Source organism: Nocardia sputi, assembly GCF_023501985.1.
The window spans coordinates 237,763-251,467 of the sequence record NZ_JAMFLC010000014.1; the positions used below are offsets into that span (position 1 = coordinate 237,763).

The 13,705-nt window shown below is 68.7% G+C and carries 16 protein-coding genes and 1 pseudogene; 4 read left to right on the forward strand and 13 right to left on the reverse strand.

Annotated elements, in window-relative coordinates; translation table 11 throughout:
* Positions 1 to 320: 320 nt before the first annotated feature.
* From M8859_RS19475 to sigE, 5 genes are all read right to left on the reverse strand, one after another.
* Entirely contained in the window at positions 321 to 1,178 is an 858-nt protein-coding gene (locus M8859_RS19475) for a hypothetical protein (protein ID WP_159927435.1), read from the reverse strand.
* A 52-nt stretch (positions 1,179 to 1,230) separates the two neighbouring features.
* Positions 1,231 to 1,647 (reverse strand): Sec-independent protein translocase protein TatB, encoded by a 417-nt coding sequence (gene tatB, locus M8859_RS19480; RefSeq protein WP_159927433.1) that lies wholly within the window; start codon positions 1,645 to 1,647, stop codon positions 1,231 to 1,233.
* A 33-nt stretch (positions 1,648 to 1,680) separates the two neighbouring features.
* Positions 1,681 to 3,213 (reverse strand): S1C family serine protease, encoded by a 1,533-nt coding sequence (locus M8859_RS19485; protein WP_195072055.1) that lies wholly within the window; start codon positions 3,211 to 3,213, stop codon positions 1,681 to 1,683.
* 10 nt (positions 3,214 to 3,223) lie between these two features.
* Positions 3,224 to 3,613 (reverse strand): hypothetical protein, encoded by a 390-nt coding sequence (locus tag M8859_RS19490; RefSeq protein ID WP_159927429.1) that lies wholly within the window; start codon positions 3,611 to 3,613, stop codon positions 3,224 to 3,226.
* 61 nt (positions 3,614 to 3,674) lie between these two features.
* The gene (gene sigE, locus M8859_RS19495) at positions 3,675 to 4,334 is read right to left on the reverse strand and encodes an RNA polymerase sigma factor SigE (RefSeq protein WP_223520937.1); all 660 of its coding nucleotides are present in this window, start codon (positions 4,332 to 4,334) and stop codon (positions 3,675 to 3,677) included.
* A gap of 287 nt (positions 4,335 to 4,621) precedes the next feature.
* On the opposite strand from sigE, the gene M8859_RS19500 reads away from it, so the two are divergent.
* Together M8859_RS19500 and M8859_RS19505 are read left to right on the forward strand one after the other, a co-directional pair.
* Complete coding sequence (locus tag M8859_RS19500; protein ID WP_321210238.1) at positions 4,622 to 5,254, forward strand: O-methyltransferase; 633 nt, start codon at positions 4,622 to 4,624, stop codon at positions 5,252 to 5,254.
* A gap of 88 nt (positions 5,255 to 5,342) precedes the next feature.
* Positions 5,343 to 5,576 carry a hypothetical protein gene (locus M8859_RS19505; RefSeq protein WP_159927427.1) on the forward strand — a complete coding sequence of 78 codons (234 nt, stop codon included), beginning with the start codon at positions 5,343 to 5,345 and terminating at the stop codon, positions 5,574 to 5,576.
* Positions 5,577 to 6,091: 515 nt separating this feature from the next.
* Here the strand turns inward: M8859_RS19505 and glgC are convergent.
* Positions 6,092 to 7,348: a glucose-1-phosphate adenylyltransferase gene (glgC, locus tag M8859_RS19510; RefSeq protein WP_159927423.1), complete on the reverse strand. Its 1,257-nt coding sequence runs from the start codon at positions 7,346 to 7,348 to the stop codon at positions 6,092 to 6,094.
* 125 nt (positions 7,349 to 7,473) lie between these two features.
* Here glgC and glgA point away from each other — a divergent pair, with 125 nt between their 5' ends.
* Entirely contained in the window at positions 7,474 to 8,640 is a 1,167-nt protein-coding gene (gene glgA, locus M8859_RS19515; protein ID WP_159927680.1) for a glycogen synthase, read from the forward strand.
* 9 nt (positions 8,641 to 8,649) lie between these two features.
* Here glgA and M8859_RS19520 read toward each other — a convergent pair whose 3' ends face one another.
* From M8859_RS19520 to M8859_RS19550, 7 genes are all read right to left on the reverse strand, one after another.
* Complete coding sequence (locus tag M8859_RS19520) at positions 8,650 to 9,525, reverse strand: putative RNA methyltransferase (protein WP_372492920.1); 876 nt, start codon at positions 9,523 to 9,525, stop codon at positions 8,650 to 8,652.
* On the reverse strand, positions 9,526 to 9,693 hold the full coding sequence (locus M8859_RS19525) for a DUF3117 domain-containing protein (protein ID WP_011211259.1): 168 nt from the start codon (positions 9,691 to 9,693) through the stop codon (positions 9,526 to 9,528).
* A gap of 141 nt (positions 9,694 to 9,834) precedes the next feature.
* Positions 9,835 to 10,428 carry a DNA-3-methyladenine glycosylase I gene (locus M8859_RS19530; RefSeq protein WP_159927421.1) on the reverse strand — a complete coding sequence of 198 codons (594 nt, stop codon included), beginning with the start codon at positions 10,426 to 10,428 and terminating at the stop codon, positions 9,835 to 9,837.
* A complete protein-coding gene (locus tag M8859_RS19535; protein WP_159927419.1) occupies positions 10,425 to 10,745 on the reverse strand; it encodes a DivIVA domain-containing protein in 321 nt (106 codons plus the stop codon). The genes M8859_RS19530 and M8859_RS19535 overlap by 4 nt, the downstream gene beginning before the upstream one ends.
* Before the next feature lie 123 nt (positions 10,746 to 10,868).
* Positions 10,869 to 12,008, reverse strand: a complete 1,140-nt coding sequence (locus M8859_RS19540; RefSeq protein ID WP_159927417.1) for an Mrp/NBP35 family ATP-binding protein — start codon at positions 12,006 to 12,008, stop codon at positions 10,869 to 10,871.
* A 19-nt stretch (positions 12,009 to 12,027) separates the two neighbouring features.
* Positions 12,028 to 12,894: a lytic transglycosylase domain-containing protein gene (locus M8859_RS19545; RefSeq protein WP_159927415.1), complete on the reverse strand. Its 867-nt coding sequence runs from the start codon at positions 12,892 to 12,894 to the stop codon at positions 12,028 to 12,030.
* Positions 12,895 to 13,006: 112 nt separating this feature from the next.
* Complete coding sequence (locus M8859_RS19550; protein ID WP_195072052.1) at positions 13,007 to 13,432, reverse strand: hypothetical protein; 426 nt, start codon at positions 13,430 to 13,432, stop codon at positions 13,007 to 13,009.
* Here M8859_RS19550 and M8859_RS19555 point away from each other — a divergent pair.
* Positions 13,419 to 13,705: pseudogene (locus tag M8859_RS19555) on the forward strand (hypothetical protein); the annotation flags it as partial. The gene M8859_RS19550 and the pseudogene M8859_RS19555 overlap by 14 nt on opposite strands.

Genomic DNA, 13,705 nt, shown 5'->3' on the forward strand with positions numbered 1-13,705 from the left:
CCGTCTCGACCATCCACCGTTTCGCTGCAACCACGAAGCGCCGATGACCTGTAGTGGCCAACTATTTGCTGAATCTTGTTGTGCGAGTGCACCCTCGGCTTCGAACTCGCGGGAACGCTCTAATCCCGCTCGCCGCTAACGGGCGTGGGGTCGCCCAAGTCGAGGTGAACGAGCGACGGGTGGGGCGGCCTGAGTGATTACACACACGGACTCGTGTGGCTACCGGGGCCCAAGGGGATTCGGCGGCGCCATGGGACAGCGCACGCGGAGGACTCGTGCAGCCGAGCGCGGGCCGGCCGCGTCTTCGGGTGCATGGTGGTTCAGCGGCGCAGACCCGTTGCGGGCGATCGGTTCTCCGGGTCGTGGCGGTAGACCGGCGTGAGCAGTTCGGCCTCCAAGGGCTCGCCGGTGGCGCGGTCGAAGCGACAGGCGATCAGCACCGAGAACAGGTGATTGCTCGCCCGCTCGTGCAGGGTGGCCAGCCGGGTGGCGAGCAGCCGGATGGCGCCGAGTGAGCCGGGCGGATGCATACCGTCGATCATCAGCACGCTGCCGCGCCCGTCTGGCCTGGGAAGCCTGCCGAGATACGCGATGTCGTGCGGTTCGGGTCCGCCCGGCCGATACACCCGGCGGGCCGCCCGGTCCTCGATACCCCGGCGCGCGTCACCCATTCTGGCCACCGCGCGACGCAATCGCGGATCGGCGGCGACCAATTGACGCAGACTCGGGGACAGTTCCGGGCCGCCCAACACGATCAGGCCGTTGCGGCGCAGATCGATCGGGCGGCCCGGTAGGAAATGCTCGACCGCCACGCTGAAGCCGAGTTCGCGTAGGAGCTCGGCCAATCGCTGCGGCGCTGCCGGATCCGGCGCGCCGATCACGCGCCCGGCGCGCACCTCCGGAACGAGCACGGTGAGCGAACCGTGCCCGAAGAACAATCCTTCCGGCGCGGGTCCTTGCGTACTCACCTGATGGATGCGGGCGCGGGAAAGGCCCGCGGCGGCACCGATTCTGGCGAACGTCCAGCCCTCGGCATGGAGTTCCCGGATCACGGCACGCCGAATCCTGGTCAGTTCGTTGATGGTCTGCTGCGCCGCCGCCACCCCGTCGGTGGCCGCCTTCAGTCGCTCGACCTTGTCCTCGATCGCGAACACGCGCGCCACGTCATCGGCCGACATGTGCGAAGTCTAGACAGCTGAACAGCGCATTGCGTCTAGTCTTCTTGACGGTTCAGGTGGCGTCGGTGTCGATCGGGGGACGTTCGTTGCGCTCCAACGGCTTATCCAACTTGGGCATCGGATAGTCCGGCATCCCGCTGTTCGTGCTGTACAGGTCCTTCGGATCGGGCAATGCGCTGCCGAAATCCTTCAACAGCGAATCGTCGCCGTTGAGAAGATGTTTGGTCACCATCGCCCGCGGCGTCATACCGCGCAGTTCGTTCAGGTCGGCCAGCGGCTTGCGTAGATCCTCGAACTCCGGCCCGAGTTCCTGCTTCAGCTGAGAGGTTGCGCCACTCGCGTAGTCGCGGACCTGACGCAGGCTGCGCGTGGTCCAGCGCACGGCGCCGGGCAAACGCTCCGGGCCGAGGATCACGAGGGCGGCGACGAGCAGGATGACCATCTCGCTCCAGCCGATGTTGCTGAACACGTAACCAGGCTACCCGGCGATCCGACCAGCGGATCAGTCGGATTCCAGCGTCACGGGCACGTCCACCTGCCTGCCATCGCGGATCAACTGCACGTTCACCGTTTCGCCGATCTCGCGGGACTGCACCGCGACGACCAACTCGTCCGGATTCGTGACCTCGCGGTCGCCGACCTTCACGATCACGTCACCCTCCACGATCCCGGCCTTCGCCGCGGGACCGCCGGGAACGACGTCCGCCACCGCCGCGCCGCTCATGACCTCGTTGGCCACCTGTTTGGTGCGCGCGCTCAGGCCGATCGTCGCGTGGTGCACGACGCCGTCGCGGATCAAGGTCTGTGCGACCTCGGTCATCTTGTCCACCGGGATGGCGAAGCCCAGACCGACCGAGCCGCCGGTCTCGCTGCGGATGGCGGTGTTGATGCCGACGACCCGGCCGTCCATGTCCACCAGCGCGCCGCCGGAGTTACCCGGGTTGATCGAGGCGTCGGTCTGCACGGCGTCGATCACGGCCTTCGTGTCGCTGCCCTCGCCCTCCAGCTTCACCGGACGGTGCAGGGCGCTGACGATGCCGGAGGTGACCGTCTTGCTCAGGCCCAGCGGCGAACCGATGGCCAGCACGTCGTCACCGACCTGGACGTTGCCGGACTTGCCCAGCTGGGCGACGGTGAGATTCTTCACGTCGACCTTCAGGACGGCCAGGTCGGTCTTCGGGTCGCGGCCGACGATCTGGGCGGGAACGCGGGTGCCGTCGGAGAACTGCACCTGGATCGCGGCGCGATTGCTCTTGTCCTGCGCCGCCATGGAGATGACGTGGTTGTTGGTGACGATGTAGCCGCCGCCGTCGATCACCACGCCCGAACCGGTGGCGCCGTTGTCGCCGACGGTCACCCGGATGGAGACGACCGAGGGCAGCACGGCGTTGGCGACCTCGGCGATCACACCGTGGGGGCGGGCGCCGTCGCCGGTCTGCTCCAGGGTCACCTTGCGGGAGGTGAGCGTCGAGGCGGTTTCCGCGGTCAGCCGCCCGACCAGCCCGCCGAGCAGGCCGATGACGAGCGCGACGAGTGCGAGCAGGGCCAGCGCCTTGGGCGCGACCCGGGAGCCGAACAGCACTTCGCGGGCACTGAGCTTCTCGGCCTGCGGCAGCGGCTGCGGCTTGGGTGTTGGCACGGCGGGGGAGCCCAGGCGCGCGACCGCCTCGGGGTCACGCCACGGATCGGCCGGTTCGGTGACGGAGGCGGGGCCGCCGGTCGCGTCGGGGTCGCGTTGCAGGACCTCGGTGGAGCCCTCGGGGCGGCCGAACGCCTCGGCCAGCACCGCGTCGGGCGGGCGGTTCTGCAGTTCGGGGCCGAATTGCGGCGCGGAGCCCGCCTTGCGCAGCGGCACGGCGAACGAACCGGATAGGCCGGCAGGCCTGCGGAAGGCGCGCGCGGTATGCGTGTCGACATGGGGCCGATAGACCGGGCGCGGGCCGAGCACGGGTGCGTCCGGCGGACGGAGATTCCCGCGGTTGGCCGCCGAATCCGAGGTGTCGGCCGATCCGGAATTCGTCGATTCGGTGGTCACTCGGAAAACTCTACTTGCGCCACCAGGTTGTCCACCGGGTCGCGGTGAACGAATCGGTCAGAAAGCCGAAAACGGCCTCGTTCCGTGGGGGCCTGCCGGACGGGGAAGACGTTGTGCTGGACGCGCCACCCGGCAATTCGGCCAGCGGAATCCTGGTCAGGCTGTCGTGCAGGCCGGTCGGAATCGCGACCTGCCCGGCGTGCCGCAACGCGATGCGCGCCTGCTGCTGGGCATCGACCTCCGCCGCGCATTCGGGGCACAGCGACAGATGTTGAGCGGCGCGCAGATATGCGTTCATCCGCAGCTCGCCGTCCACGTAGGCCGCGATCGCCTCACTCGCCAGATGTTCCGTGGGGCGAAAACGCGGCGGACGACCGGACGTACTGAAGTCGCCACTCATTCGGTGCTCACCCTTCCAACCGACATCGACCGATGTTCGGGCGATGCCGGTTTCCGACGAATCACCCTATGTTCGCGTCAACGGCGAACCGCTGCTCACTTCCATTATGCGCAAGGTAGTCGCGCAGGGCCTGGCGTCCACGGTGGATCCGACTGCGCACAGTGCCCAGTTTCACGCCGAGCGTAGCGCCGATCTCCTCGTAGGACAGTCCCTCGATGTCACAGAGCACCACGGCCGCGCGGAACTCCGGGGCGAGGGAATCCAGGGCGGTTTGCAGGTCGGGATCCAGCCGGGCGTCGTGGTAGGCCTGCTCCGGTCCGGGGCCATCGGCGGGCACCCGGTCGTAGTCCTCGGGCAGCGCCTCCATCCTGATCCGGTTACGGCGGCGCACCATGTCCAGGAACAGGTTGGTGGTGATGCGGTGCAACCACCCCTCGAACGTGCCGGGTTGGTAATTCGACAGCGAACGGAACACCCGGATGAACGTCTCCTGGGTGAGATCTTCGGCGTCCTGAGCGTCGCCGGAGAGGCGGTAGGCCAAGCGGTAAACCCGGTCGGCGTGCTCGCGGACCAGTTCGTCCCACGTCGGCATCGCCGACCGATCACCGGTGGCATCGAAGGCAGCAGTGCCGGACAGCTCGACCGCGTCCTCGACGGGGTCGGCTTCGACCGGCAGGATCTGCTCGGGCAGGGTGGCGTATTCGCGCGCCGCATCGACCATGTGGATGGGGCTACCTCCTACTAGGGACCGTAAACGTCGGAACTCGCTCGGGGCCGGGTCTACGGACCGTCACGTACGGATACAACAGACAACCGGTATGTCGTTGTTCCCGCGTCCCGTGTCGAAACACGGTCGGTGGTCTTGCGTTGCCCATACTCTTTCTGGTCCTGATATGGCCGGGTTATGGAGATCCTGAGGGTCGCCTGAGAAAACCGGCGGCGGAAATGGCGGGCGGCGCGTGTTGTCCGGAACGCCGAGATCACCCGCCCGGCGTTAGCCTCATACCCGTGGCATCGAATCTGGAGCGGAATCTCGCCTACGTGGAGGAATCCGTCGTGGAAGACGAAATCCTCGTCAGCGCGCGGGAACGGGCCACCGAACTCGGCGCGGTTCCCGTGCCGCCGTCGGTGGGCGCGCTGCTGAGCATGTACGCGCAGTTGCTCGGAGCGCGCGCGGTGGTCGAGGTCGGCACCGGCGCGGGCATCAGCGGGCTGTGGCTGCTCGACGGCATGCGCGAGGACGGCACGCTGACCACCATCGATTCGGAGCCGGAACACCAGCGCGCGGCCAAGGAGGCGTTCCGCGCCGCCGACATCCCGCCCGCGCGCACCCGGCTGATCAACGGACGGGCGCTGGACGTGCTGCCCCGGCTGGCCGACGGCGCCTACGATCTCGTCTTCATCGACGCCGCACCGCTGGAGCATCCGGAGTACGTGGCCCAGGCGGTGCGTCTGTTGCGCCAGGGCGGCGCCATCCTGCTGCACAACGCGCTGCTGGGCGGGCGGGTACCCGATCCGGCCCAACGCGATCCGGCCACCCAGGCGGTGCGCGCCGCGACCCGCGCCATCGCGGAGAACCCGGAACTCACCTGTGTGCTGATTCCGGTGGGCGACGGATTGCTCTGCGCCTCGCGCGGTTGACGATTCGCGCTACGGATACGTGGCGGCCTGATTCCATCGCCGAATTCGGGGTATGCGCTGAGTAACTACTCAGTGAGGAAATTCGGTTATGCGTGAACTAACTCCCATCGAGATGGCCGCCATGGGGGACGTCGTGACGGAACGACGATCGAGTTGGTTGCGGCCCACGATGTTGGCCCTGCTGCTCGTACTCCTGGGGGCTGTGCTGGTGATGGTGGTGGTGAGCAACACCGATTTCGATACCGGGCCCGAAAAGACCACCCCCACACCTGGACCCTGCGAGCCGTTCTGCACCCAGAACGTCGCCCCGCCTGGACAGTGATCTCCGGGGTAGAGCCGCTGTGGGCGACCTGGCTTGCCCGAATATGTCTGGTGTCGAGTAACTTTCCGCCGGACGCGCGCTCGTAGCGCTTCCTGACTCGGCTGTGTCCCTTTCGGATGAACAGTGGAGTTCGCGAAACAACCACCATCGACGCACAGTTCGGCGCATGCTGCAACGGAACGCCGATGCTCGGATACTGGTGAGGTCATGCTCCGAGCGGTCCGGAAGAGGGGTGCGGTGTGGTGATGATGATGTTCCTCTGGGACGAGGACGAGCGCAGGCCCCGGCCGCTCCACTGGGGGCGGACCATGATGGCTTTCGCCGCCGTCATGCTGTTCGCTCTGATGGCGGTCTATCTGGTGAGCACGGCAGATTTCGGCGAGGCTGCCGAATCGAAGGTGCCGCGTACACCAGGCCCCTGTGCGCCATTCTGCATCGGGCCGCCCGCGCCTGAGCCAGGCGGGCCGTAATCCAGCTCGCCGATCGCGATTTCAGGGAAATAACGCGCTGCTCGACTAGTACAGCCTGGATACCCGCAGCGGCGGATCGGCCTCGCCTTGGACCCAGACGCCCTTGCCTACCGTGACGACACCGCCGTTGCTCACCGCGAAGCGGCTGCGGTCGCGCGCCAGATCCACCCCGATGATCTCGCCTTCGCCGACGACCACGTTCTTGTCGAGAATGGCGTGCCGCACTACCGCGCCGCGCCCGATCCGCACGCCGGGCATGAGCACGCAGCCTTCGACGGTGGCGCCGTCGTCGACCATGACGTTGGCGCTGAGCACCGAATTGCGGACGGTGGCGGCGGACAGGATGCTGCCCGCGCCCACGATGCACTCCTGCGCCAGCCCGCCCTGGGCGAACTTGGCCGGCGGCAGGTTCTCGGCCGCGCCGCGGATCGGCCAGTGCCGGTTGTAGAGGTTGAACACCGGGTGCACCGAGACCAGATCCATGTGGGCGTCGTAGAACGCGTCGATGGTTCCGACATCGCGCCAGTAGCCGCGGTCGCGGTCGGTGGCGCCGGGCACGTCGTTGTCGGCGAAGTCGTAGACGCTCGCCTGCCCCGCCGCGACGAGCGAGGGAATGATGTCGCCGCCCATGTCGTGGTCGGAGTCGGCGTTGTCCGCGTCCGCCCGGATCGAGTCCACCAGCACCTTGGTCGTGAAGACGTAGTTGCCCATGGACGCGAACGTGACGTTCGGATCGTCCGGGGTGCCGGGCGGATGCGGGGGCTTCTCCAAGAACTGCGTGATGCGACCGGAGTCGTCGCTGTCGATGCAGCCGAACGCGCTCGCCTCGCTGCGCGGCACCCGGATACCGGCCACGGTCACGCCGGCGCCGGAGTCGATGTGGTGGCGCACCATCTGCTCCGGGTCCATGCGGTAGACGTGGTCGGCGCCGAAAACCACGATGTAATCCGGATCCTCGTCGTAGATCAGGTTCAGCGATTGCATGATCGCGTCCGCGCTGCCGGTGTACCACCGCGGACCGAGCCGCTGCTGCGCGGGCACCGGGGTGATGTACTCGCCCGCGAAACCGGACAGCCGCCAGGTCTGCGAGATGTGCCGGTCCAGCGAGTGCGACTTGTACTGCGTGAGTACGCACAGCCGCAGGAAACCCGCGTTGACCAGATTGCTGAGCACGAAGTCGATGAGGCGGTAGGCGCCGCCGAACGGGACGGCGGGCTTGGCGCGGTCGGCCGTGAGTGGAAAGAGTCGCTTGCCCTCGCCACCGGCGAGCACGATCCCGAGTACGTGCGGCTGGCTCCTCACACCTGCCAAACTACCGGGTCCAGCGCCCGGGAGTGGCCGCCGCGGACTCGAACGTCTACTTTGAACCGGTGAGTTTCGGCACGGATGGCGGGCGTTCGGCGGTGGATTCCGGCGAGCGGAGTCGGCTGAGCGTCGCGATGCTGACCCGCGAATACCCGCCGGAAGTGTACGGCGGGGCGGGGGTGCACGTCACGCAACTGACGGCGCATTTGCGTCATCTGTGCGAGGTGACCGTGCACTGCATGGGCGTGGATCGCGCGGACGCCGTGGTGCATCAACCGGACCCGTCGCTCTACGGCGCCAACGCCGCGCTGCAGATGATGTCCGCCCAGCTTCGGATGGCCGACGCCGTCGGCGAAGTGGACGTGGTGCACTCGCACACCTGGTACAGCGGTTTGGCCGGGCATCTGGCCGCGGCCCTCTACGGCGTCCCGCATGTGCTGACCGCGCACTCGCTGGAGCCGCGCAGGCCGTGGAAAGCCGAGCAGCTCGGCGGCGGCTACCGGCTCTCCTCGTGGTCGGAACGCAACGCCGTCGAGCACGCCGACGCGGTCATCGCCGTGAGCGAAGGCATGCGCCGCGACGTGCTCGACGCCTATCCGGCGGTCGATCCGGACCGGGTCCACGTGGTTCACAACGGCATCGACGGGTCGATCTGGCATCCGGGTCCGGTAGCCGCCGGCGAGCCGTCGGTGCTCGCCGAGCTCGGCGTGCGGACCGACCTTCCGATCGCCGCCTTCGTCGGTCGCATCACGCGCCAGAAGGGGGTCGGTCACCTGCTGGCCGCCGCCCGCGGCTTCGACCCCGACATCCAGCTCGTGTTGTGCGCGGGCGCGCCGGACACGCCCGAATTGGCGCAGGAGGTCACCGCGGCGGTCCAGGAACTGCGGCAGCGGCGCGGCAACGTGTTCTGGATACGGGAGATGCTGCCGACCGAGCGGATCCGGCAGATCCTCGCCGCCGCGTCGGTGTTCGTGTGCCCGTCGGTGTACGAGCCGCTGGGCATCGTGAACCTGGAGGCGATGGCCTGCGCGACCGCGGTCGTCGCCTCCGACGTGGGCGGCATCCCCGAGGTGGTCGACAGCCGCAACGGACGCCTGGTGCACTACGACGCGGGCGCCGCCGAGGACTACGAGCGGGCGCTGGCGGCCGCCGTGAACGAGGTGGCCGGCGACCAGGCACTGGCCGCGCGATTGGGCGCGGCGGGCCGGGAACGAGCCATCTCCGAATTCGACTGGTCCCGGATAGCGGCCCGCACGGTCGCGGTCTACGACGCGGTCAGGAAAGGCTGAGCCGGGCCGTCAGGCCACCCGGCGGTAGGTGCCGACGACGACCGACGCGGTGACCTCGACGGACTCCGGCAACCGCGCCAGACGCGCCTCCCCGGCGGCGGCGTGGTGTGCGGACGGCCCCATGCCCACCACGTGCGCGACGTCGGTCCTGGCGAGCGTCATCGGATACTCGATGAGCGTCTGTTCGACCGGCTCGAAATGCCCCGCCATCGCGGCGTCGAGCCTGCGGTCCTTGTCGGGGTCCACTCGGACCATGTCCAGCGGTCCGATCAGCTCGCCGAGATGGCGTTCGGTGGGTGTGGCGACGACGAAGCGGCCCTCGTCGGCGAGCACCCTGGCGATCTCGCCGGGATTACGCGGTGCGAAAACCGAGAGCACGCCGGTGAGCGCGCCGTCGCGGATCGGCAACCCACGCCAGGCGTCGGCCAGTATCGCCGCGGCGCGCGGGTGGGCGCGCGCGCACCGCCGGACGGCCGGCTTGGCCACGTCCAGCCCGATGCCGAGGGCAGGGGGAGACGCGTCGAGCGCCTTGGCCAGGTAGTAACCGGTGCCCGCGCCGACTTCGAGCACCGCGCCGCCGCTCCGGCGCGTCGTGACGGCTCGTGTGACCGCGTCGGCGATCGGCGCGAAGTGTCCCTCGCTTTGGAAGGCGGCACGCGCGTCGAGCATGGCGGCGGTGTCCCCGGTCATCTTGGTCGAAGCACCGGTCAGCAGGCTGACGTAGCCCTGCCTGGCGATGTCGAAGCTGTGCCCGCGACCGCAGCGCAGCGCCTTGTCGGTGGGTTCGAGCGCGAGCGACGCGGCGTCCTGGTGCGCCCGTACACATTCGGGGCATGCCAGGACGCCGGCCGCGACGGCGAGAGTCTTATGCTCAGCCGGGACCACTCAGCTCGTGACGCTCTTCAGTTCGTCACCGAGCGCCGCTGCCTCGTCCGGCGTGAGCTCGACGACCAGACGCCCGCCACCCTCGAGTGGAACCCGCATAACGATTCCACGCCCTTCTTTGGTTGCCTCGAGGGGACCATCCCCGGTGCGGGGCTTCATGGCCGCCATCCTCTGCTCCCTCCAGATCTGCGCGGTCTGCTGCGCACTTTCTTGGAACTCCAGTTGTCACCAACCAGTGAGCTCGCCGGCGTTTGGCGAGCTACACCCGTCCCATTCTTCCCTATCGCGGATGTGGACGGATAGCTGAGTTCAAAAAGTGACCGGTCGGCCTGTGCCGGACCGGTCGCTGCCCACCCAGCAATCGGCCACGTGGTCATCGACCATTCCGGTCGCCTGCATCAAGGCATACGCGGTGGTGGGTCCGACGAATCGGAATCCGCGCCGTTTCAATTCTTTTGCCAGGGCTGTGGATTCGGGTGTGGTCGCGGGCACATCGGCGCCGGAGCGCGGGCGCGGGCGCGGCGGCGGGGCGAACGACCAGAGCAGCTCGTCCAGGCTCACCTCGAGATCCCTGGCAACCCGGGCGTTGGCGATGGCCGCGTCGATCTTGAGACGGTTGCGGACTATGCCGGCGTCGGCCATCAGCCTGGCGACGTCGTCGTCACCGAACTCCGCGACGCGCTCGATCGAGAAATCGGCGAACGCGGCGCGGAAGGCCGGGCGTTTCCGCAGGATGGTCAGCCAGGACAGACCGGATTGGAACGCCTCCAAGCAGAGCCGCTCGAACAAGGCGTCGTCACCGTGCAGCGGCTTGCCCCATTCGTAGTCGTGGTAGTCCCGATAGAGCGGAGATTCCAGCGGCCAAGCGCAGCGAATCAGCCCGTCGTCGGCGAGGGCGGTCATTTCGTCTCCGGCGCGATCGGCGTCTGCCACCGCGCGGCCTGCGCCTCGGCCAGCTGATGCTGGAGCTCATCGATCCGCGCGGCCAGCCTGGCCAGCGCCCAATCCACCTCCGCGGCCTTGTAGCCGCGCACCACCTGCTGGAAGCGCAACGCGCGCACGTCCGCCCCGGTGATCCCTTCCACCGGCAACACCGTGGCCGTCGTCTCCTCCGGCAGCGGGCCCAGCTCCTCGGACCGCCCGAACACCGCACTGGCGAGCAGGAACAGCACCGCCGCGACCAAGCCGACGATCAGCACGTACAACAGCATGGTGAGCATGAGATGAGTTTATTTGCAGCGCGTGGCCCGACCGAACAGCCACCGACAGATTCCCCCGTCGGGTGCGAGGCCTACGAGCGCCGCTCGCGGCCCGCGAACACGCCGCACCGCGGGCGCGGCGAATCAACCACCGTGTCGGGTGGTGTCGATGCCCAGGGACATCCCCGCGAGACCGCGGCGACGGACAGCGAGTTTGTCGGCGACCTCCAGCAGAGCCTTGGCGGCCGGGTTCTCCGGATCACGCAGCACGATGGGGGTGCCTTCGTCGCCTGACTCGCGCAGTGCCTGTTCGATGGGAATCTGACCGAGCAGCGGCACCGTCGCGCCCACGGCGCGGGTGAGCCGATCGGCGACGGCCTGCCCGCCACCGGAGCCGTACAGGTCCATCCGGGTTCCGTCCGGCAGGTCGAGCCAGGACATGTTCTCCACCACGCCCGCGATGCGCTGCCTGGTCTGCAACGCGATCGCGCCGGCCCGCTCGGCCACCTCCGCGGCGGCCGGCTGCGGGGTGGTGACGACCAGGATCTCCGCCCCCGGAATCAGCTGGGCGATGGAGATGGCGACGTCGCCGGTGCCCGGGGGCAGATCGAGCAGCAGGATGTCGAGGTCGCCCCAGAAGACGTCGGCGAGGAACTGTTGCAGCGCCCGGTGCAGCATCGGACCGCGCCACACCACCGGCGTGTTGCCCTGGGTGAATTGCGCGATCGAGATCATCTTCACGTCGTGCGCGATCGGCGGCATGATCATCCGCTCGACCTGGGTGGGGCGGGCGTCGGTGCCGAGCATGCGCGGGATTGAATGCCCGTAGATGTCCGCGTCCAGCACGCCGACCGAGAGGCCGCGCGAGGCCATGGCGGCGGCCAGGTTCACCGTGACGCTGGACTTGCCGACGCCGCCCTTTCCGGAGGCGACCGCGTAGACGCGGGTCAGCGAGCCGGGCTGGGCGAACGGGATGACCGGATCGGCCGCGTCACCGCGCAACTGCTTGCGCAGTGCGGTGCGCTGCTCGTCGTTCATCACGTCGAGGTCGACGCTGATCGCGCCCACGCCCGGGACATCCGCGACGGCCTTGCTGACCCGCTGCGTGATCTCGGTGCGCAGGGGGCAACCCGCCGTCGTCAAGTAGATCTCCACGTGGACATCGCTGGCGGCGCCGATCACGACGCTCTTCACCATGCCCAGCTCGGTGATCGGCTTGCGGATCTCCGGGTCGTCGACCTTCGCGAGGGCTCCCCGCACATCCGATTCCGTAACCACTGGCATGGCAGAAATTTTAGGCGTGTCAAATTTTGGGCAGGTCACGGGGCCGGGGTGCGACCCCCGTGTTGTAGGAAGTTTCCCACGCCATGACGTTCGCGACGTACGCCATGGAGTGGTTGTAGCGCAGGATCGCCTTGGTCTGCTGGGCCATGTCACGCATGTTCAAGCCGCCGTCGCACAGGTACTTCCCGGCGGTCAGGGCGGCGTCGAAGAGGTTCTGCGGGTCGGCGATGCCGTCGCCGCTGCCGTCGGCCGCGTAGCGCTTCCAGGTTTCGGGCAGGAACTGCATGGGGCCGATGGCGCGGTCGTATCCGTCCAGGCCGTCCAACGCGCCGTCGTCGGTGTCGCGGATGACGTGGTTGCCGTAGAGCGAACCATCCAGCACCGGGCCGTAGACGGGGCTCAGCGGGTTGCCCTCGGCGTCGGCCTTGCCGCCGAACGCGTGGGTGGACTCGACCCGGCCGATACCGGCCAGCAGCGACCACGGCATGCCGCACACCGGATTCTCGGCCGCCAGGACCCGTTCCGCGTTCTGATAGGCCGCGACGGCCACACCGGGGACGCCCAGCGGCCCGGTCGCCATCGCGGCGGGTTGCCGACCGGCCGGCAGCGCAACGGTTTTCACCACGGGCGTGGCGGTAGGCGCGGCCTTCGCCATGGCGTGAGCGGCGAATTCAGCCCCGGCCATCAAGTCCGCGGCCGCCTGCGGGCCGGCGCTCAGAGTCTCCGGTTCGCTTTCGGGTGTATGCACCGCCGCCGCGACGGGTGCGGCGTCGCCGACCTCGGAGGCGGCCGTGACGGATACGAGCCCGGCGGGAACCAGACCGGTCAGTGCGATGACGGAACTCCGTCTGACGGTGGCAGGCGATTGTTTGCGATGACGCCCCACGGTGCGGTGACCCTCCCATGGCTCGCTGTGAGCCCTTTGTGATGAACCAAGGGGAGATTACCGCATCCGAGATCTGTTTGTTACTGCTTCGTGATCTGATACCTGGTTTGAATCACTGCTGGGGTGCAGCGGGTGGTACGGGAAGGGGGATGACGATTCCGAAGGGGAGAGTGATCCCCGGTGGCGGCGGGGGAACAGGGGCGGCCTCGGGCGCCGGTTCCGGTTCGGGTTCCGCAGCGGGCGGCGTGGTGACGGCAGGTTCGGGATCGCCGCGGTGTGCGTCGTCCGGAGCGGGCAGGCCTCCGGGTGCGGGCGTGGGTTCGGCGGTGGCCAGCGTGGTCTCGGGCTGTGCGCATCCGGCGGCCTGCTGGTCCGGGGCGCCCGGCTGGCCGGGGATCCCGGCATCGGCGGGCCTGCCCATCCCGGCCGGATCGCCGGGGTCGCGGGGAGCGGCCGGTACGCCGCCGTAGGGTTGCCCCGGTGCGAGCGGGACGCGGGCGGTGCCCGGTAGGTCCGGGAACGGCATGGGTGCGGGCATCGGTTGCGCCGCGCACGGATTCACCGGCGGCGCGGGCGGGCAGAAGATCCCACACGGAATCGGCGGCAAACCCGGAATCGTGATCATCACCTGCATCGGCACCGGCGGCCGCGGAACCGGAACCACCGCCCGCGGCGACTCACCCACCCGCGGCGACTCACCCACCCGCGGCGCCGTCGTCGTCACCGCCGCCATCTCCGACCCCGGCCCCACCGAAGGCAACGTCCCCGGCGCCACCACATCCGGCGAAATCCGCACCTGCTGCGGCGAACC

Excerpts from the sequence above, each read along its gene's own strand:
- M8859_RS19475 (WP_159927435.1), bottom strand. The coding sequence starts at position 1,178 with ATGTCGGCCGATGACGTGGCGCGCGTGTTCGCGATCGAGGACAAGGTC.
- M8859_RS19490 (WP_159927429.1), bottom strand. The coding sequence starts at position 3,613 with ATGAGTGGCGACTTCAGTACGTCCGGTCGTCCGCCGCGTTTTCGCCCC.
- sigE (WP_223520937.1), bottom strand. The coding sequence starts at position 4,334 with ATGGTCGATGCGGCGCGCGAATACGCCACCCTGCCCGAGCAGATCCTG.
- M8859_RS19505 (WP_159927427.1), top strand. The coding sequence starts at position 5,343 with ATGCGTGAACTAACTCCCATCGAGATGGCCGCCATGGGGGACGTCGTG.
- M8859_RS19525 (WP_011211259.1), bottom strand. The coding sequence starts at position 9,693 with ATGGCGGCCATGAAGCCCCGCACCGGGGATGGTCCCCTCGAGGCAACC.
- M8859_RS19530 (WP_159927421.1), bottom strand. The coding sequence starts at position 10,428 with ATGACCGCCCTCGCCGACGACGGGCTGATTCGCTGCGCTTGGCCGCTG.
- M8859_RS19535 (WP_159927419.1), bottom strand. The coding sequence starts at position 10,745 with ATGCTCACCATGCTGTTGTACGTGCTGATCGTCGGCTTGGTCGCGGCG.
- M8859_RS19540 (WP_159927417.1), bottom strand. The coding sequence starts at position 12,008 with ATGCCAGTGGTTACGGAATCGGATGTGCGGGGAGCCCTCGCGAAGGTC.
- M8859_RS19550 (WP_195072052.1), bottom strand. The coding sequence starts at position 13,432 with ATGCCCGCACCCATGCCGTTCCCGGACCTACCGGGCACCGCCCGCGTC.